The 18,502-nt window shown below is 51.2% G+C and carries 15 protein-coding genes; 12 read left to right on the top strand and 3 right to left on the bottom strand.

Going from position 1 to position 18,502, the window contains the following annotated elements:
• Positions 1-25: 25 nt before the first annotated feature.
• Together proB and GNP95_RS06455 are read right to left on the bottom strand one after the other, a co-directional pair.
• On the bottom strand, positions 26-1,132 hold the full coding sequence (gene proB / locus GNP95_RS06460; protein ID WP_155610071.1) for a glutamate 5-kinase: 1,107 nt from the start codon (positions 1,130-1,132) through the stop codon (positions 26-28).
• A 356-nt stretch (positions 1,133-1,488) separates the two neighbouring features.
• On the bottom strand, positions 1,489-2,694 hold the full coding sequence (locus GNP95_RS06455) for a pyridoxal phosphate-dependent aminotransferase (protein WP_155610070.1): 1,206 nt from the start codon (positions 2,692-2,694) through the stop codon (positions 1,489-1,491).
• A 180-nt stretch (positions 2,695-2,874) separates the two neighbouring features.
• On the opposite strand from GNP95_RS06455, the gene GNP95_RS06450 reads away from it, so the two are divergent.
• Positions 2,875-3,690 carry a carbon-nitrogen family hydrolase gene (locus GNP95_RS06450; protein ID WP_155610069.1) on the top strand — a complete coding sequence of 272 codons (816 nt, stop codon included), beginning with the start codon at positions 2,875-2,877 and terminating at the stop codon, positions 3,688-3,690.
• A gap of 57 nt (positions 3,691-3,747) precedes the next feature.
• Here GNP95_RS06450 and GNP95_RS06445 read toward each other — a convergent pair whose 3' ends face one another.
• Positions 3,748-4,668 carry a LysR family transcriptional regulator gene (locus tag GNP95_RS06445; RefSeq protein WP_155610068.1) on the bottom strand — a complete coding sequence of 307 codons (921 nt, stop codon included), beginning with the start codon at positions 4,666-4,668 and terminating at the stop codon, positions 3,748-3,750.
• A 202-nt stretch (positions 4,669-4,870) separates the two neighbouring features.
• Between GNP95_RS06445 and lepB the strand changes: the two genes are divergently transcribed.
• The 11 genes from lepB to GNP95_RS06390 all read left to right on the top strand — a co-directional run.
• Entirely contained in the window at positions 4,871-5,428 is a 558-nt protein-coding gene (gene lepB / locus GNP95_RS06440; protein ID WP_155610067.1) for a signal peptidase I, read from the top strand.
• A 275-nt stretch (positions 5,429-5,703) separates the two neighbouring features.
• A complete protein-coding gene (gene leuC / locus GNP95_RS06435; RefSeq protein WP_196427099.1) occupies positions 5,704-7,131 on the top strand; it encodes a 3-isopropylmalate dehydratase large subunit in 1,428 nt (475 codons plus the stop codon).
• Positions 7,132-7,158: 27 nt separating this feature from the next.
• Complete coding sequence (leuD, locus tag GNP95_RS06430; protein WP_155610066.1) at positions 7,159-7,761, top strand: 3-isopropylmalate dehydratase small subunit; 603 nt, start codon at positions 7,159-7,161, stop codon at positions 7,759-7,761.
• Between the two features lie 266 nt (positions 7,762-8,027).
• Positions 8,028-9,530 carry an N-acetylmuramoyl-L-alanine amidase family protein gene (locus GNP95_RS06425; RefSeq protein WP_196427098.1) on the top strand — a complete coding sequence of 501 codons (1,503 nt, stop codon included), beginning with the start codon at positions 8,028-8,030 and terminating at the stop codon, positions 9,528-9,530.
• A 49-nt stretch (positions 9,531-9,579) separates the two neighbouring features.
• Complete coding sequence (locus GNP95_RS06420) at positions 9,580-10,137, top strand: GerMN domain-containing protein (protein ID WP_230873718.1); 558 nt, start codon at positions 9,580-9,582, stop codon at positions 10,135-10,137.
• Positions 10,138-10,359: 222 nt separating this feature from the next.
• On the top strand, positions 10,360-11,796 hold the full coding sequence (locus GNP95_RS06415; RefSeq protein WP_155610064.1) for an N-acetylmuramoyl-L-alanine amidase family protein: 1,437 nt from the start codon (positions 10,360-10,362) through the stop codon (positions 11,794-11,796).
• Positions 11,797-11,874: 78 nt separating this feature from the next.
• Entirely contained in the window at positions 11,875-12,489 is a 615-nt protein-coding gene (locus tag GNP95_RS06410; RefSeq protein ID WP_155610063.1) for a GerMN domain-containing protein, read from the top strand.
• A 71-nt stretch (positions 12,490-12,560) separates the two neighbouring features.
• A complete protein-coding gene (locus GNP95_RS06405; RefSeq protein WP_155610062.1) occupies positions 12,561-15,320 on the top strand; it encodes an S-layer homology domain-containing protein in 2,760 nt (919 codons plus the stop codon).
• A gap of 94 nt (positions 15,321-15,414) precedes the next feature.
• Complete coding sequence (gene nth, locus GNP95_RS06400) at positions 15,415-16,083, top strand: endonuclease III (protein ID WP_155610793.1); 669 nt, start codon at positions 15,415-15,417, stop codon at positions 16,081-16,083.
• 33 nt (positions 16,084-16,116) lie between these two features.
• Positions 16,117-16,401, top strand: a complete 285-nt coding sequence (locus GNP95_RS06395) for an NAD/NADP transhydrogenase alpha subunit (RefSeq protein WP_155610061.1) — start codon at positions 16,117-16,119, stop codon at positions 16,399-16,401.
• Positions 16,402-16,791: 390 nt separating this feature from the next.
• Positions 16,792-18,502: dynamin family protein (locus GNP95_RS06390; protein ID WP_196427097.1), on the top strand; the 1,711-nt coding region annotated here is incomplete at its 3' end.

The following is an 18,502-nucleotide window of genomic DNA, read 5'->3' as shown; positions in this document are numbered from 1 at the left end:
ATCATAAAAATATAAAGCTCTTTATTTATAATTTTAATGAAATCCATTCATCCCGATGAATGACTTCGAGACGGTGGATGCCTTCCAGCTTCTTGACGACTTCTGTGCTCGCTAATCCCATAATATCCTGCAATTGCTCAGAATCATAGTTCACGATTCCCCGGCCCAGCGTTTCCTTGTCCTGATTAACAACTTCAACGACATCCCCGGCATGAAAATATCCCTGCGCTTGTCTTACGCCGACGGGAAGCAGGCTGCGGCCGCCATGGATAAGCGCTTCCTCAGCGCCTTGATCTACGGTCAGCGTCCCCAGCGGCGTGGATAGAAATCCAAGCCATTGCTTCTTGCGGGGCAGAGTAGAGGAGCGCGTTTCAAAGTATGTGCCTTGGCCTTGTCCTTCCAGAATGTCCTTCAGCTGGCCGGGCAGCGTCATCTTGCCGACAAATACAGATACGCCGCCCCGGGTGGCGATCTTGGCGGCATCGATTTTCGAGCGCATGCCTCCTGTACCGACGGCAGAACCGGCACCGCCCGCAATAGCGTAAATATCGTCTGTGATTTCGTCCACCTGCCCGATGCGCTTCGCAGCAGGATTGATGCGCGGATCCTCCGTATATAGGCCGTCCGTATCCGTTAATATGATCAAATGATCTGCGCGCAGCAGGTTCGCAACCAACGCGGACAAGGTGTCGTTATCGCCGAATTTCAGTTCATCGACGGATACGGTGTCATTCTCGTTGATAATCGGCAATACCTGGCGCTTAAGCAGCTCCTCGATGGCCATGCTGGCATTGCCCGTGCGCTTGCGGTTCTGGAAATCCGAGCGGGTCAGCAGGATTTGAGCCGAGGCGACGTTGTGCTCGGATAGCGCTTCCCGGTAATTTTGCATAAGCAGCGCTTGCCCTACGGCAGCCGCAGCCTGCTTCTCATGAAGCAGCTTTGGACGCTCCGGATAGCCGATCTCGCGGAATCCGGCGGCTACTGCCCCGGAGGTGACCAGCAATACCTGGCAGCCGAGCCCGTGGAGGGCGGCTAATTCAGAGGCGAAGTAGTCGATAGCTGCCCGGTTCAATCCTCCTTCCGGTGAAGTCAGCGAGCTGCTCCCTATTTTGACAACGATGCGGCGTAGCATGGAGATCACTCCTAATATTAATGATGAAGAAAATAAAAAAACCTTCGCCCCTTGCAGCGCAAAGGACGAAAGTTATACTTCCGCGGTACCACCTTTATTGATGAATATCTCATCCGACTCAAAGCCCGGTAACAGGGGCGCTGTCCGGCTTCTCGGCCGGCCGCTCGGGGATAGGGTTCCGAAAGGGCGAACGGTAAATTCTCACAGCCTAAGGAATTTACTCTCTGGACGACGCTGGTCTATCGTACTGGTCCCGTCTTCACGTTTAGTCAAATTTATAAATATCCATTTGAAAATACGAATTTGGATTTATTGATAGAATACCATGCGTTCTGCGGCATTGCAAAGCAAAACAGTTAGAACATGCCAAGCTTGCCGATTCGCTGCACCGCCTCGCGCAGGCGGTCCTCACTGCTCAGCAGCCCGACTCTGACATAGCCTTCTCCATGCTGGCCGAAGCCGATCCCCGGGGCAACGGCGACCTTGGCCTCGGTAAGCAGCTTGCGGGCGAAGGAGGCGGAATCCCAGCCACTTGGCACCGGCAGCCAGGAAAAGAAGGAGCCGCTCGGTTTGCGCGCTTCCCAGCCGATTTGCGCCAGTTCATCGAATAGAGCGTCACGGCGGGATTGATACACGGCTACAAGCTCGGCGACGTTGTCCTGGGGAGCCGTTAGCGCGACCTTGGCCGCCTCCTGAATGCCGCCGAATAAGCTCACATATATATGATCCTGCAGCAAATTGATCAGCGAAATAATTTTTTCGTTTCCAAGCGCAAAGGCGACACGCCAGCCGGCCATATTATAGGTTTTGGACAAGGTGTAGTATTCCACACCCACTTCCTTAGCGCCTTCCGCTTGCAGGAAGCTTACGGGCTTCTGGCCGTCAAAACCGATGGCACCGTAGGCGAAATCGCTCGCGACCACGATCTGGTTCTCGGCGGCAAACCTGACGGTGTCTTCATAAAAGGATAGCGGCGCCGTAGCCGAGGTCGGATTATTCGGATAGTTCAGGAACATCAGCTTTGCCCGCTTGCGGTCAAGGGGCGAGATGCCTCCATAGTCAGGCAAGTAGGCGTTGTCCTCTCTCAGCGGCATGAAGGACATTTCGGCTCCGGCGAGAGCAGCACCCGACCAGTAATCGGGATATCCCGGATCGGGAACCAGGCACAGGTCGCCAGGATTAAGCAGAATCTGGACGATCTGGACAAGCCCGGTCTTGCCGCCGAACAGAATGGCAACCTCTTTCTCCGGATCCAGCGTAACACCGTAGTCTTCACGATAGCGCTGGCAGACGGCTTCTTTGAGGAAGCTGTAGCCCTGGAACGGGGAATATTTATGGTACTGCGGATTGGCCACGGCTTGCTGCGCGGCTCTAACGATATGCTCGGGCGTAGGGCGATCGGGGTTGCCCTGACCGAGATTAATCACATCATGTCCCTGTGAAATTTCCCGGTTTACGCTTTGGACAAGCGAAGCAAAAAACTGCTTCGGCAGCTTATCCATGACGTCAGCGGCCTGAATAGGAAAAAGGGAGTCTCCCTGTGATCGATTTTGTTGGCTCATGTTCAACACTCCGGTCTATAAAATAGCAATATTGATAATTTAACATGATTTATCCAATCTGTATAGAATGGATTGCTTATCCGTTTGCTTGCAGTTGAATCAAAACAGTACTTGCATGGTTAAGGATGGGCGCTTATGATGGTACTCAAAATGAATTAAACGGATGAGAGGAGATTCGGCATGACTCAGCAGCAAACATCATGGAACATCGCCATGATCCAATGCGATATTCGTATGGGCAGACCCGCGGAAAACCGCGAAATCGTAGAAAGCTGGATGGAGAAGGCGGTCAGCCAGGCCGTCAAGCCGGACGTCATCGTATTGCCGGAAATGTGGAACACGGGCTACGCGCTGGAGCAAATCCATGAATTGGCGGACGTGGACGGGCGCGAGACCCGGGAGTGGATCTCCGGCTTCGCACGGCGTAATGCGGTTTGCATTGTAGCCGGCTCGATTGCGGAGAAGCGCGGGGGAGACGTGTACAATACGATGCGGATTTATGACGTGAGTGGTGAAGAGGTAGCGGCGTATTCCAAAATGCATCTGTTCCGGCTCATGCAGGAGGAGAAGCACTTGGCGCCAGGGGAGTCCGCAGTGACCTTTGACTTGGACGGACAAACCTCGGGAGCTTCCATCTGCTATGATATCCGCTTCCCCGAGCTTATGCGCACGCTTGCGCTGACAGGGGCCAAGGTCTTGTTCGTGCCGGCGGCATGGCCGCATCCCCGTTTGCATCATTGGCGGACACTGCTGATGGCCAGGGCGATCGAGAATCAAATGTACGTTATAGCCTGCAATCGCACCGGACTAAGCGGGAAAGATAACTTCTTCGGCCATTCGATGATTATCGATCCGTGGGGGGAAGTCATCGCCGAGGGAGGAGAAGAGGAAGGCATTATTGCCGGGCGGATTGATCTGTCTTTGGTCGATGAGGTTCGTTCCAGGATTCCGGTGTTCGAGGACCGGCGTCCAAGCCTGTATAATGTAACACCTTAATATCCTAAGCGCAAAAAAAGGCTGTCCCTTAAGCTTAAGGGACAGCCCTTTTTGCAGTTATGGCTCTTCCTTCATTCGCGTCTCAATAGTTGTCCGGAACGTGTCGATAAAAGCTTCGGCTGCCTTGGACAGATAGCGTCCTTTCCGATATGCAATTACGAGCGTGCGGCTTGGAACCGGCTCCGCCAGCGGGACATACACCGGAATCAGCTCGCTGCGCTTGGCCCGGGCAATAAAGCGCGGTACAAGGGTAATGCCCATTCCTGCGGCAACGAGGGATTGGACGGTCTCAATGTTATTGCTCTCGAACACGATATCGGGGTCAAATCCTGCAGATCGGCATAAATCAATCATGATTTTGCGGAAGCCTTGGCCCTTCTTTAGGACGATGAAGGATTCGCCGGACAATTGCTCCAGAGCTACTCCGCCCGGGGGCCGATTGCCGGGGTCGGCGAGGTAGTGGTTCGGGGGGATGGCCAGATCGATTTTCTCCTCGCCGATCGTCTCGTAGGTTAAAGAAGGCTCCTGCAGCGGCAGGGAGAGCAGACTGAGATCCGTGCCGCCGCCTGCCGTGAGCTTCTCCAGGTTCAAGGATGTATCTTCAAGCAGAGTAACCTGTATATCGGGATAGGCTTCTTTAAACGCCGGCAGAACATAGGGCAGCAAATGCGAGCCAGTTATCGGCATGCTCCCGATGACTACTCGCCCGGCGCGCAGCTGGGAAATGTCGTCCATCTCCTGGCGAAGCTGCTCCACGGCATCCATAATTTTGCGGGCATGCTTGATGAAGCTGGCTCCGGCATGCGTAAGCTCGACGGTGCTCGTATTTCGCTGGAACAATTTGACGCCCAGCTCCTGTTCAAGCTTGGACAATTGCTGGCTGAGCGACGGCTGAGCGATATGGAGCTTGTCGGCCGCTCTGGAGAAGTTGCGCTCCTCAGCAATCTTCAAAGTATAAAGGAGCTGCCTTAATTCCATGAGATCACCTTTTTCTTGAATTGGTGTAGCGATTCAGTACGTGACTGTGATTAGCATTCTATAAGTATAGCCTATCATTTTTAAATAAAATATAGGACTTATTAATGCTTTCAAGCAGGTATTCTGCTCTAAAATTTTATTATTAGGCGAGTTGGTTGTATAATTATTATAAATGATTTGGTAAATGGAGGTTGCCGTTTCTATGAAAATATGGAAAGAGGTTCAGGGCTGGGGCCTGTCTATAATCATCGGCTTTATTATCAGCATGTTCATCGGCATATTTGTTATTCAGCCATATAAGGTGAACGGTCATTCCATGGAGCCTACGCTGGACGACAAACAGCGGATCTATGCCTGGAAAATAGCGCACGCGCTGGAGAAGCTGCCGAAATATGAAGATATCGTCATCATCGACAGCCGCATTGACCGCGACCGAACTTTTTGGGACAGCGTAAACGAGCATCCGCTAATCCGTATTTTGTCAGGCAACAAGAAGGAGGACTTCTTTTACGTTAAGCGTGTGATCGGCCTGCCAGGCGACGTAATCGAGATTAAAGACGGACAAGTGTTCAGAAACGGAATCCAACTGGAGGAGCCTTACATCAAAGAGCAAATGTATGCGGAGCAAAGCCAGGTATGGGAAGTACCCGAGGACCATATCTTTGTGATGGGTGACAACCGCAACAACAGCAAAGACAGCCGGATGATCGGGCCTGTACCGCTTGACCATATCATGGGAATCGAAGGCTTCAATAAATAACAAGGGATGCCGCGGTGTTATGCGACACGGCGAAAGAAGAGGCTTTCACGGCATAGCCTGCCGGCTAGATGCGTGATGGTCTCTTTTTAGTCGGGGCAATTAACTACCATCCCTCCTTTATAGTCAAATCCTATAACTATTATAGAAATTATATCTTGGAACAATCAATAGAGAGATGATATATTAATGACAACATACGAAGCGTGGACTAAGGCAAGTTTATGTTCTCTCTATTGCTTCGTTACATGTTCGAATCCTTCAGTGGGGTGAATACGATGAGTAATGCTAAAAAGACAATGTATGAGAAAATTTGGAACAATCACGTGATTTATGCGGAAGAAGGAAAACCAAGCATCATTTATATCGATTTGCATTTGGTGCATGAGGTAACCTCTCCGCAGGCATTTGAGGGACTGCGCCTCAGCGGGCGCAAGGTACGTCGTCCGGAGCTGACTTTTGCGACGATGGACCACAACGTTCCGACGAAAGACCGTTTCAACATTAAAGACCCGATTTCCAAGCAGCAGATCGATACGCTTACGAAGAACTGCCGCGATTTCGGCGTAACGCTTTATGATCTGGATACGATCGATCAGGGCGTTGTACACGTTATGGGGCCAGAGCTAGGCTTGACTCACCCAGGTAAAACGATCGTCTGCGGGGACAGCCATACTTCTACGCATGGAGCATTCGGCGCGCTGGCATTCGGTATCGGCACGAGTGAAGTAGAGCACGTTATGGCTACGCAGTGCTTGCAGCAAGCCAAGGCGAAGACGCTGGAGGTACGTTTTGTCGGAAAACGCAAACCTGGCGTTACTGCTAAAGATATGATTTTGGGCGTTATTGCCCAATATGGAACGGATTTTGCAACTGGTTACGTTATCGAATACACCGGTGAGGCAATCCGCGAGCTAACGATGGAAGAAAGAATGACCGTATGTAATATGTCCATTGAAGCTGGAGCCAGAGCAGGATTGATTGCTCCGGATGAGACGACTTTCGAATATCTGCGCGGCCGCGAGCATGTACCGCAAGGTGAAGCCTTTGATCGCGCTGTAGCGGAGTGGAAGAAGCTTACTACAGATGAGGGCGCGGAGTATGACCGTGTCGTGGAATTTGACGTTGACGCATTGATTCCGCAAGTGACGTGGGGCACGAGCCCAGGTATGGGAACGAATATCAACGCAACTGTACCGAACCCGAATGACTTTGCATCGGAAAACGAACGTAAGGCTGCCGAGAAAGCACTTGAATATATGGGCCTTACACCGGGCACGCCGATGACTGACATCGAAATCGACTATGTATTTATCGGCTCATGTACGAATGGGCGTATTGAGGATCTCCGCGCTGCAGCACAAATCGCACGAGGCTACAAAGTATCTGACAAAGTAACGGCAATCGTCGTTCCTGGTTCAGGCCGCGTGAAGCTGCAGGCAGAGAAAGAAGGCCTGGACAAAGTATTTATTGAGGCAGGCTTTGAATGGCGCGATGCGGGCTGCAGTATGTGTCTTGCCATGAATCCCGACGTTCTGGATCCGGGCCAACGCTGTGCTTCCACCTCCAACCGGAACTTCGAAGGACGTCAAGGCCGCGGCGGAAGAACGCATCTCGTTTCTCCGGCAATGGCGGCGGCGGCAGCGATTAAAGGCCGCTTCGTGGATGTCCGCGAATGGAATGTGAAAAGCGAAGTCGTTAGCTAACGAAGGCGAAAGAGGGGAGAACTAATCATGGAAGCTTTTAACAAACTTACAGGCATCGTCGGTCCGGTGGACCGCGTAAACGTAGATACGGACGCGATTATTCCTAAACAATTTTTGAAGCGGATTGAGCGCACTGGATTTGGACAATTTTTGTTCTATGAATGGCGTTTTGACACGGAAGGTAATGTAAATCCGGAATTTGAATTGAATAAGCCTCGCTATGAAGGTGCATCAATTCTGATCTCGCGAGTCAATTTCGGCTGTGGATCCTCCCGTGAGCACGCGCCATGGGCGATTCTGGATTACGGCTTCCGCTGTGTCATCGCTCCGTCTTTTGCGGATATTTTCTATAACAACTGTTTCAAAAACGGCATTCTGCCGATCAAGCTCTCCGAAGAACAGGTTGAAGACCTGTTCCAGCGCACTGCTGCGCATGAGGGTTATCAACTGACGGTTGATTTGGAGAACAAAACGATTACGGATCAATACGGCCTGAATATTTCGTTTGATCTGGATGAGCACCGCCGCCAGTTCCTGCTGCAAGGTCTGGACGATATCGGACTTACACTTCAGCATGAGCATCTCATCTCAGCTTATGAAGCGAAGAGAGCAAGCAACTCGATCGCATAATGCCAATACAGCATTAAAGACAGTCCCCCGATCTACATGAGTAGTTCGGGGGACTGTCTATTTTTGTCTATGAAACATACTACAAATATATGAATCTCTTTCGCGAATCTTGCATTAAAGTCTATGATCTGGACGAATTTTCTGATAGTATGGGGTTAATTAGAAGGTGACATGGGATCGTGTATGAGCATGTCATATTTTGGTGTCGTTTGAACCTGGTATAATATTACAGCCGGTGGGCGGAAAAGGGATTGGTAGGGGATACGATGAAGAAGTTAGGTTTTCTGTTGATGCTGGTTGTAATGCTGTGGGCTTTGCCGGGCATTGGGGGGGCATCTGCCGCCGGTCATTCAATTTATTTGGACGGCCAGGAGCTGGAGCAGCCAGGTGCTGCACAAGCAGGTCTGGTTAATGGCAGCGTTATGGTTCCCATTCGTATCATTTCAGAAGGACTCGGTTATGAGGTTGGATGGGAGAAGCAGACGGAGACGGTTACGATTAAGCAGGACGAACGGCTGCTGCAGCTTTTTATAGACAACCCTAAGGCTGTTGTGGACGGCAGCGAGGTTGACTTGTCCGCTCCACCGCTGCTGCAGGATAACACGACTCTTGTTCCGCTGCGTTTTGTCGGTGAACAGATGGGGCTGAAGGTCAGCTGGGATAACGAAACAAAATCAGCGCATCTGTACAGTGAAAGCGGCGGTTCTGGCGGTGGCGTTGTCAGTGGAGGGGCCAGTACACCTCCAGCCGGCGAAGGGGAAGCTGTTCCACAGCAGCCGGTAAAGCAGCCGGATAATCCGGGAGGCGGCAATGCCGGTTCACAGGCGGACAATGATCATAGTGAAGGAGATCTCTCGGCGATCAGCAGCTTAAGCTTCACCGAGAACCGCCTTATGATCTCAGCCGATCGTCCGGTAGCGCCGAACGTATTCAAGATGACAGATCCGGAACGGATTGTGATTGACATTCCGAACGCTAAATTTGCCGACGAATTCATGGATGCGCTGCCACTGGACGCGACAAGCCAAGGACAATTGGCAGTCGAGGGTTACCCGGAAGTGGCGAAAATTCGCTATGCCTTATTCAGCAATGATCCATCTACGATTAGAATCGTTATCGACTTGAACGAGAGCAGGGAATTTGCTGTTACAAACGAGAACGGATCACTCTTTGTCGATCTGACCTTGGAGGCCGCGACTCCTCCTGTCATTCCTGTAATTCCAGCAAGGCCGGACGGCAAAAGACTTGTTGTCATTGATGCTGGACATGGCGGGAAGGATCCGGGAGCCCCAAGCGTAACGGGGGGACGGGAGAAGGATTTCAATTTGGCGATCGCGCTGCGAGTGAATGAGCTGCTTCAGCAGGAAACGGAGATTATTACGGTGCTGACGCGAAGCGACGATACATATCCGACGCTGGACGAAAGGGTACAAATTGCAAACGATTTGCAAGCTGACATTTTTATTTCGATTCATGCCAATAGCGGTTCTGCAACAGCCACTGGAACCGAGACGCTGTATACCCGGGACGTCAGCATTCCTCTTGCGGATACGGTACATAAATACATGATCGAAGCAACAGGGTTGAACGACCGCAAGGTGAAGCACCAGAATTTGAAAGTGACGCGCGAGACGACGATGCCGGCGATACTCCTGGAGGCAGGCTTTCTCAGCAACCCCCAGGATGACGCGGTGTTGAAAGATCCAGCCGTACAGGATAGAATTGCAGCAGGCATTGTAGCCGGGATTAAAGAGTATTTAGGCTTGTGACAGAAACTAACGAAGCGGGTATAGATTGTAACAGAGAGGGGGAATCGTTTTGAAAAAGCTTGTTATGGCTGGAACTGTGCTTGTGCTTGCGGCCGCGCTTGCCGGATGCGGGCAGAAGCCCCAAGCTGCTCCGGAAGGAGAGCAGCAGCCGGCCCAAGTAACCGAACCTAATGTTTCCCAAGGGGCAGGGCAGAATAATACACAGGTTGAGGAGCCAAATCTGCAGACCGTGCAAGTAGAGTTGTATTTTACGGATGATGATCTCATGGAGCTGACGAAGGTGCAGCGTGAGATCCAGTTTGAACAACAAGAGGACAAGTATGCCGAAGCTTTTAAGCAGCTTCAGGTTTCTGAAAACGGCTTGTTCTCACTATGGGAGAAGGCCGTTCTAAACAAAGTTTCCTTTGCGGACGGGGAGCTCCGCATTGATATCGGTCTGCCTGACGAGGCCCGGCTTGGTTCGGGCGGCGAAGTACTGGCGATCGATTCACTGAAAGCCACGATGTTTCAATTCGATGAGGTTCGGAGCCTGGAGCTTACGGTCGACGGAGAACAGGTAGAAAGTCTCATGGGGCATGTGGAGCTCGACCATCCGATGACTCGTTAAATACAGGGATTGCTCAAGTAAAAAAGACTATTTCCAAGCTTGCGGGCTTGAAAATAGTCTTTTTTTGTTCTGGCCGTCGTAGGGACTATTGTCGGAAAACAGGAAAGATTACGCAACTTTTAGTTATTCTGGACGTCTAATATGTCGTCTGGTGATGCCGAGAAACAGGGCTTAAGTCATCGGTCATCACGAGGCAAAATTTTAAGATGGTAGGGGTGACGGATGAGAAGAATTGGTTTTTTGGTATTCATGCTCGTATGTATTTTCGCTTTTCCGACAATAGGACAAGCTGCCGGAGGAGGCACAAGCATCTATTTGAACGGAGAAGCGCTGAACTTGCCAAAGAACGGCCAGGTTCAGAATGTGAAAGGCAATGTGATGATTCCGATTCGTGTCGTCATGGAGGAGCTGGGTTTTGACGTCGATTGGGAAAAAGGGACGCGCACGGTAACTATAAAGCAAAGCGATACAACGATTAAGCTGGTTGTGAATCAGGCAAGTGCTACGGTGAATGGCAAGAAGCTGGCCCTTGGCGTCGCCCCGATACTGAAAGAGGATACGACGCTTGTGCCGCTTCGTTTTGTTAGTGAACAAATGGGTCTTACCGTAGGCTGGGACAACGCTACGAAGACGGTATATTTAATTACCCCGGATCATGGAAGCGGAAACGGAATAGGCGGAAACACTGGCAACACCGGTTCAGACAGCGAAAGTCCAGGGGACGGTTCCGGTACTCCTGTGCCGGAACAACAAAATTTGGCGGGTGTAAAAGGCATCGGCTTTGATGCCAATCGCCTGATTATTGCGGTAGACAAAAACGTAACCCCCGATGTATTTCGCTTGACGGGGCCAGACCGGATCGTCATCGATATACCAAATGCCCGCTTTGATGAATCATTTTCAACTAATCATTCACTGGATGCATTCCAGACCGGATTCATGGACATTAACGATTATCCGGATGTAACCAAAATCCGCTACTCGCAGTTCAGCGATAATCCTTCAACGATAAGGATTGTCATGGATTTATCAGGTGCAAGAAACTATTCTTTGCTGAATGCAAACGACGGTTATGTCATCATTGATTTGAATGTGGATCAGAGCTATCCATCGAAAGGCAGCGGCAAACCGCTGGTCGTCATCGATGCGGGCCATGGAGGTACAGATCCGGGCGCCATCAGCGTAACGAAGAAGAAAGAGAAAGATCTTAACCTCTCTATCGTCAAGAAAGTCGAAGCGTTATTGAAGAAAGAAACGCAGCTGGACTATGTGCTTACGCGCAGTACTGATGTGTATGTGACGCTGCAAGACCGGGCCAAACTGGCTAACAATCTGAATGCCGACGTATTCGTATCCATTCATGCCAATAGCGGATCGGCGACGGCCAGCGGCGTAGAAACATATTATACGCGGCAAGAAAGCGTGCCATTTGCAAATGTCATGCATAAATATCTGGTCAAGTCTTCCGGTCTGTCCGATCGGAAAGTACGGGCAAAGAGTCTGCATGTTACCCGAGAAACAACAATGCCGGCGGTTCTGCTGGAAGTTGGTTATTTAAGCAATAAGAGCGACGAGGCCCTGCTGTATACGGAGAAATTCCAGGACAGCGTAGCCCAGGGCGTTGTCGACGGAATCAAAGAGTATTTGGGTTTAAAATAGCCAGCGGCTCATAAAATGTGCATTCAGGAAGCCGGCTTGCCGGCTTCCTGAACACCTTTAGAGGAGGAGGAAGTGACCATGAACAGAAAACTATGGATCATCGGCGTTTTGGTGCTTCTGCTTGCCGTAACCGCGGGATGCGGCCAAAAGCCAAATGCGCTCGTGGAAGGCGGGCAAGGAAACCAGGAAAATCAAGGAAATGCCGGCAATAGTGTAGACGGAACGGCGATTCAAGAACCGCCGAGCAATCCCGTTGCTCATGGCGCAGGCGATTCAAATCATAGCTCCCCGGAGGAGCAGGCCAATACGATGGTTATTCAGGCATATTTCACGGATGATCAGCTGAACGAACTGTTTCCAGAGAATAAGGAAATTACGTATAGCGCCGATGCCGAGAAATATATGCAGACTTTAAAGGCGCTGCAGCAAAGCGAGACTTCTGGTCTGCTGCCGCTTTGGGAAAAGGTGAATTTCAAGCAGGCTGTACTCGAAGACGGGAAGCTGACTGTCGATTTAACTCTGCCAGACGAGGCCCGGCTTGGAGCTGGCGGCGAAGCTCTCGCCGTGGAGTCGTTGACGAAGGCGTTATTCCAGTTCAAAGAAGTGCAATCCATAGAAGTTCTGGTGGATGGCCGGCAGGCGGACACATTGATGGGCCATGTCGAATTAGAGCATCCTTTTCTAAGAAAATAGCAACTTTTTGGAGGAAATAGCAGCTCGCCGTCGAACTTGGTTAAGAGATCAATGTTGAAGGAGAGAATTTGATGTCATCATTTAAACGTACTTATAGACGTAATTCCAAAAAGGCGGTATCGGCCATGCTCGCTGCCGCGATCTGCCTAAGCGGCAGCGCAGCCGTTTTCGCGGACGAGCCGGCAGAGTCTTCTGCCAATTCGGGAACGGGAACAAATATTACAAACACGTCAAATACGGCATTTTCCTTATTTAGCGACGTACAGAATGGCTTTTGGGCCGAGAAATATATTTACAAGCTAGCTGCGGAGGGCATCATTGTCGGGGATGCCGGCAAGTTCCGTCCGAGCGATAGCGTTACGCAGCAGGAAGCCATTACGATGGCGATTCGCTTTATGAATTTAAGTGCTGAAGTCGGCAGCGGAGATACGGTTCCTGCCGAGCTGCAAATTAGCGGTTACGCGAAACCTTATGTCGAGCTGGCTTTGAAGAAGAATCTGATCGATAAAGATGAAGAGCTGGCTATTTTAAAGGAGAAGGAGTCCTGGGGACAGAAAAAAGCGTCCCGCGAATGGGTAGCTAAAGTTCTTATCCGCGCCTTAGGCAAAGACGAGGAGGCCAAAGCGCTGGGTATAGCGGCAACTGGCTTTGCAGACCACGACAAAATTACCTCTTCAGTTAGAGGTTATGTGAATCTGGCCGCCAAATTGGATATTACGAAAGGGATTGAAGGCAATAAATTCGATCCGCAGGGCAATGTGACACGGGCACAAATCGCGACCTTCTTCGGTAAAGGCGCGGAGCATTTAGATGCCAATTATCCTAATGTGTATGAGGGGATCGTGACCGAGCTGACCGACAGCAAGCTGACCTTGTACGTAGATAATCAGTTGAAGAGCTTCGTTCTCGATAACCGCAGCGTATACTTCACCAAGGATTCGCAATTAAAGATCTCGAAGCACGATTTGAAGACTTACACGAAGGTGCTGGCGATCGATAAAATTGGTTCGGCGGCGTACGTTGAAATCATTGACGGGAATCAGCAGCTGGAGACTACAGAGGGCACTCTGCTTCGTATTCTGAATGGTAATCGGATATTGATGCTCGTGAATAACGATTCCGTGGAATATACATTCGACGATACAACAGCGTTCCTGGATCAGAACGGCAATAAAGTGGCAGCCAGCAGCTTGACTCCGGAGAGCACGATTATCGTACAACGGGAGACTTATACTGCGGCAAGGAAGCCGGTGCTTGTTCAGGTAAAATCTGCTCTGGTTAGCAAATCGGGCACTGGCACAATTGAATCTGTCGATGTGACCGGCAAGAAAGTAACGATTCGCGATGCTTCAGGCACGGTCGAGACCTATGCAGTAGACGAGACGACGATTCTGCTATACCAAAGTCAGAAGCTGAACAGCCTCAACGAATTGCAAGCCAAATCGGCCATTAAATATTCGGTGAAGAACAGCGTGCTGGATTCCCTTGAGGTGACGCAAAGCATCGAGCGAACGGTCAAAGGGACGCTGCTTGGATTGGATCAGAACGGACGCTTGCTGACCTACAGCAATGCCAGCGGATATCCTGAAGTGAAGCTGTTAACGGAGAAACCGGAAATTATCGTAGGCGGCATTAAAGACGCTACATTTGACGATCTGATCGCTGATTTGAACGGCGGCGATAAGGTCGAGCTGACACTGGATGCTGAGGAGCGGGTGACGAAGATCGTGGTGGAAGGCCGCCAGTCCGAGCAAATGCCGGCCGCTACGGTCGTGAACTACGATAGCAAGTCCAAGACGCTGACGGTGCTGGATGCGAATGCGAAGCCGCACGTATTTGTTTTGGATGATAAGACGAAGGTAGAATACAACTCCAACCAGCCGACCCTTGCGGGGATGGAATCCGTCCTGAACAAAGACCGGAAAATTAATGTGACTTATATCGGCAGCCGGGCGCTAAGCGTGCAAATGATTTATAAATATGAAGGCACCTTTGTGTCTGTAAATACGGCGGAGAAGAAGATTACGCTGCTGACATCCGATAATAAAACAATTGCACTGCCTTACCAGGGAACCGCTCCTACGATTGAATTGTACGGCAAAAGCGCGACGCTGAGCGATGTAAAAGTCGGCGATCCTGTAGTTGCTATGCTAAGTACGAACCAGGATGCGGTTCAGACGCTGGCTGTAAAGTCTTCCGCTCAATTCGTGGTCAGCTCGGTAGATACGTCCTATAGCCGCATCAGAGCGGTGAACAGCAATAACGGGCTTACGGAAAGCTTCTATGTCGATCAGGCGATTCTCACGGATGAGAACGGCAATCCGATCAGGGTGAACAATATCCAAAGTGGCCAAACGATCAACGTGGCATTTAATGGGCATAAAGCGGTATCGCTGCAGGTTGTCAAATTGACGCTGGGCAGCGTGCAAAATATCGACGCCTCTACCTTAACGGTCAAAACCTTTGCCGGCGGAACCGAATCGTTCCCGCTATCGGGCAGCGTCAAAGTTGTTCGCGGAACGTCCGTAACTACGGGGACAGGCGGACTATCATCAGCGGATCGCGTAGAGGTGCGCAAAGACAGCGATGGTACCCTTATCGTCAAAGTTCTGACTTCGCTAGAGCGGAAATTCTCCCGCTATGATGCAAATGCTAGAGAGCTAGTTGTTAAAAGAGCGACCATCGCGGATGACAAATATCGCTTTTTTGTAAACGCGGATACGTATGTTCACCAAGGTGATACGACGATTTCCGTGCAATCTCTGAAAGATGATGATAAAATTGTTTTGTATTTCAATGGTGAGAGACTCGTTGAAATCGAAAAACAATAATCATTTTCGTGAGAATAACCGTCTTGTTGCGGGATCATTCCCGGGCAAGACGGTTTTCGTCGTGAAGATTCATGAAGAAAGGTTAGGTGGAGACATGAATGCCGCGGGTGTCCGTCATATTCTGGACTGCATCGGCGCTATGTTTCCGGATGCGCACTGTGAGCTCCGCCACAGCAATGCGTTTGAATTGACGATTGCCGTGCTGCTGTCGGCACAGTGTACCGACGCAACCGTAAACAAGGTGACGGAAGATTTATTTCAGAAATACAAGACGCCGGAAGATTATCTTGCCGTTCCGCTCGAAGAGCTGGAGCAGGATATCCGGCGCATCGGACTATTTCGGAGTAAAGCCAAGCATATTCAGAATTTATGCCGGATTCTCATTGAACAGTACGACGGGGAGGTTCCTCGCGAGCATGCCGAGCTGGTGAAGCTTCCGGGCGTGGGCCGCAAGACGGCCAACGTGGTCGTTTCGAACGCATTTGGCGTCCCGGCGATCGCCGTCGATACGCATGTGGAACGGGTCAGCAAGCGGCTGGGTCTGGCAGGCTGGAACGATTCCGTGCTTGAAGTCGAGAAGAAGCTGATGAAGCGGGTTCCCGAGGAAGAATGGACGATTACCCATCATCGGCTGATCTTTTTCGGAAGATATCATTGCAAGGCCCAGAATCCGCAGTGCGAGATTTGTCCGCTGCTGGATGTTTGCCGGGAAGGCAAAAAACGTATGAAAAAGTCACCGGTCAGAAAAGATAGAGAGAAGTGACTTTTAAACCTAGGTAGAAGAGGATGAGACTCCATGAAATGTATTTCTGTGTACACCGATAGTTTTGAACAATTCTCCGATATGTTCGAGCAGGTCATCGAAATCGACTTGCAGGAGAATGACGAGCGCGAAATTGAAGGCGTGACTGTCAGCGACTCCGGCGAAGTGCCGAGCCATTACTTGGAGCGCATGGCGGCCAAACCTGAAGTGGTCGTGATGAAGGATAAGGAGAAAGGAATCACCATATTACAGCATGGCAAAGTGTTTGAAATTCTAATTCCATCCGAGGCCGATTCGCTCGAGGCGCCTTCGGTGTAAACGGTTTGGCTATCAGAATACCGTCTTGCGGGCATATCCGTGAGGCGGTTTTTTGTTTAGGCATCTGGAATATTACGGGTTAAGACAGGCGAATCTAAAATAATGTTTATTTTAGATGATGAAATGCTTCATTTTTAATCAAAAACGAAGATATCGGCCTCTTGGCAACGAAGAATGTACCTTGAGCGGCGTTTTTCTATATATAAGCTGGAAGTTCTATAATTTTTACTGGAAAATCACTAATTATGAGACTTCCCTGACGGATGCCACTCATGTAAAATGAATGTATTTCCTAAGACATGGAATATGTCGAGGAGAATACTAAAAAATGAATACCGCTTCTTGCTTCGTGAGGCGTTAGGCAAACATAAATAAGGAGAGTACATATTCATGGAAACGTTGACAATTGGTCGGGATCAGCGGCTTCATGACCGACTTGACCAGTTCTTGAAGTTATATGAGTCAGGTAAAGACCTAAGAGCTTGCCGGGAAATTCAAGATTTAACAAGGAAGCTGAAAGCTGATGAATTAACGTTATCGTTCTGCGGACACTTCTCCGCAGGCAAGTCCAGTCTGATTAACAGGCTGTGCGGCAAGCAGGTGCTGCCGTCGGGCCCGATACCGACAACCGCCAATGTGGCTGCCATTCGCAATGGAGAGCCTCGGGCCGTCCTTACACGGGCGGAGGCGGAAAACGGAGATATAAGCGATACGGAGCAAGCACATACGGAGCAGATTGAGCTTCATCTTGATCAGCTGGATGACTATTGCCGGGACGGAAATACATATTCGATGATCTCCCTATGGGATGATGTTCCTATATTGGGGCAGCATGGCGTGCTGCTGGATACGCCTGGCGTCGATTCCAATGACGCTGGACACGCGATGGCTACCAATTCGGCGCTGCATTTAGCCGATGTCGTGTTCTACGTCATGGACTACAACCATGTTCTGTCGGAAAGCAATCTGTCGTTTGCCAAACGGCTGGCTGATTGGGGGAAACCTCTCTATCTCGTCGTAAATCAGATCGACAAGCACCGGGAAACCGAATTGTCGTTTGAGAAATACCGCAGTTCCGTGGAGGACGCCTTCGAGTTATGGGGAATCGTACCGGCAGGGGTGTTCTATATATCCCTGAAGGAGCTGTCCCATCCGTTAAATATGCTGAGCGAGCTGGAGAAGACGATTGCTTCCCTATTTGAGATTCGGGAGAGTCTGCTCGAGTTCAGCATCGGCTGCTCGCTTTTCCACGGAGCGGAACAGTATTTGAAGCGGCTGAAGGATGCCGACGAGGAAGAAGAGGAGCGGCTGCTTGAGGAAGTAGGCGGCGAGGAAGCTCTGTTAAGCCTACAGGCAGAATTGTCGGCGCTGGAGCGGGAGCTTACCGAGCAGGATGGCCTCATCGATCGGCTGCGCAATGATTTGACCAAGGAATTGGACGGTCTGCTGGCCAATGCGCATTTGATGACGCCTGATCTTCGGGAAGCTGCCGCACTGTATTTGGAGAGCCGCAAGTCCGGCTTTAAGATGGGTCTTTTGTTCCATGCCGGCAAGACGGAGCGCGAGAAGGAACGGAGAAGGGATCTGTTCCTAGGCAAGCTGCAGGAGCAAGCGCAAGCGCAGGTAGATTGGCATGTGCGCGATTTGCTGCGCCGTCTCGGGCAGAATCACGGGCTGTGGAGCGCGGAGTGGGAGAGCAGGCTGGAGGCGGAGCTTCCGCAGGCAGAGGAAGAGTGGATCGCCGGTCCTGCACGCGAAGGCGCGCTGCTCTCCGGCGAGTACACGCTCCGCTACGCCGCCGACGTGGCGGCCGGAATCGCCGGCCGCTACCGCCGCGCAGCCCTCGCGATCGCGGACGGGCTGCTCGCGGAGCTGGCGCCGCGCCTCAGCGAGGCGCGGCACAGCCTGGCCGCGCAGCGCGATGCGCTGCTGGCGCGCTCCGGCGCCGCCGGGCGGCTGCAGGCGCTGCGCGCTGCCGCCAAGGAGCGAGCTGCGCGCATCCACGCGCTGCTCGGCGAGCGTCCCTCCCTCCCTCCCGGCATTCTGCCGGAGGTGAGGGACGCCGCGCCAGGGGCGCCGGCTGCGCCGCAGCGCCCACAGG

It is taken from the genome of Paenibacillus woosongensis (genome assembly GCF_009725165.1).
Taxonomy (GTDB): Bacteria; Bacillota; Bacilli; order Paenibacillales; family Paenibacillaceae; genus Fontibacillus; species Fontibacillus woosongensis.
This window is presented reverse-complemented; position numbering and strand designations above follow the sequence as displayed.

Bases quoted from the DNA above. Each gene is read 5' to 3' on its own strand.
- GNP95_RS06445 (WP_155610068.1), bottom strand. From the start codon at position 4,668: ATGGAATTAAGGCAGCTCCTTTATACTTTGAAGATTGCTGAGGAGCGC.
- GNP95_RS06425 (WP_196427098.1), top strand. From the start codon at position 8,028: ATGAAGAAGTTAGGTTTTCTGTTGATGCTGGTTGTAATGCTGTGGGCT.
- GNP95_RS06415 (WP_155610064.1), top strand. From the start codon at position 10,360: ATGAGAAGAATTGGTTTTTTGGTATTCATGCTCGTATGTATTTTCGCT.
- GNP95_RS06395 (WP_155610061.1), top strand. From the start codon at position 16,117: ATGAAATGTATTTCTGTGTACACCGATAGTTTTGAACAATTCTCCGAT.
- lepB (WP_155610067.1), top strand. From the start codon at position 4,871: ATGAAAATATGGAAAGAGGTTCAGGGCTGGGGCCTGTCTATAATCATC.
- leuD (WP_155610066.1), top strand. From the start codon at position 7,159: ATGGAAGCTTTTAACAAACTTACAGGCATCGTCGGTCCGGTGGACCGC.
- leuC (WP_196427099.1), top strand. From the start codon at position 5,704: ATGAGTAATGCTAAAAAGACAATGTATGAGAAAATTTGGAACAATCAC.
- GNP95_RS06450 (WP_155610069.1), top strand. From the start codon at position 2,875: ATGACTCAGCAGCAAACATCATGGAACATCGCCATGATCCAATGCGAT.
- GNP95_RS06410 (WP_155610063.1), top strand. From the start codon at position 11,875: ATGAACAGAAAACTATGGATCATCGGCGTTTTGGTGCTTCTGCTTGCC.
- GNP95_RS06405 (WP_155610062.1), top strand. From the start codon at position 12,561: ATGTCATCATTTAAACGTACTTATAGACGTAATTCCAAAAAGGCGGTA.
- nth (WP_155610793.1), top strand. From the start codon at position 15,415: ATGAATGCCGCGGGTGTCCGTCATATTCTGGACTGCATCGGCGCTATG.
- proB (WP_155610071.1), bottom strand. From the start codon at position 1,132: ATGCTACGCCGCATCGTTGTCAAAATAGGGAGCAGCTCGCTGACTTCA.
- GNP95_RS06455 (WP_155610070.1), bottom strand. From the start codon at position 2,694: ATGAGCCAACAAAATCGATCACAGGGAGACTCCCTTTTTCCTATTCAG.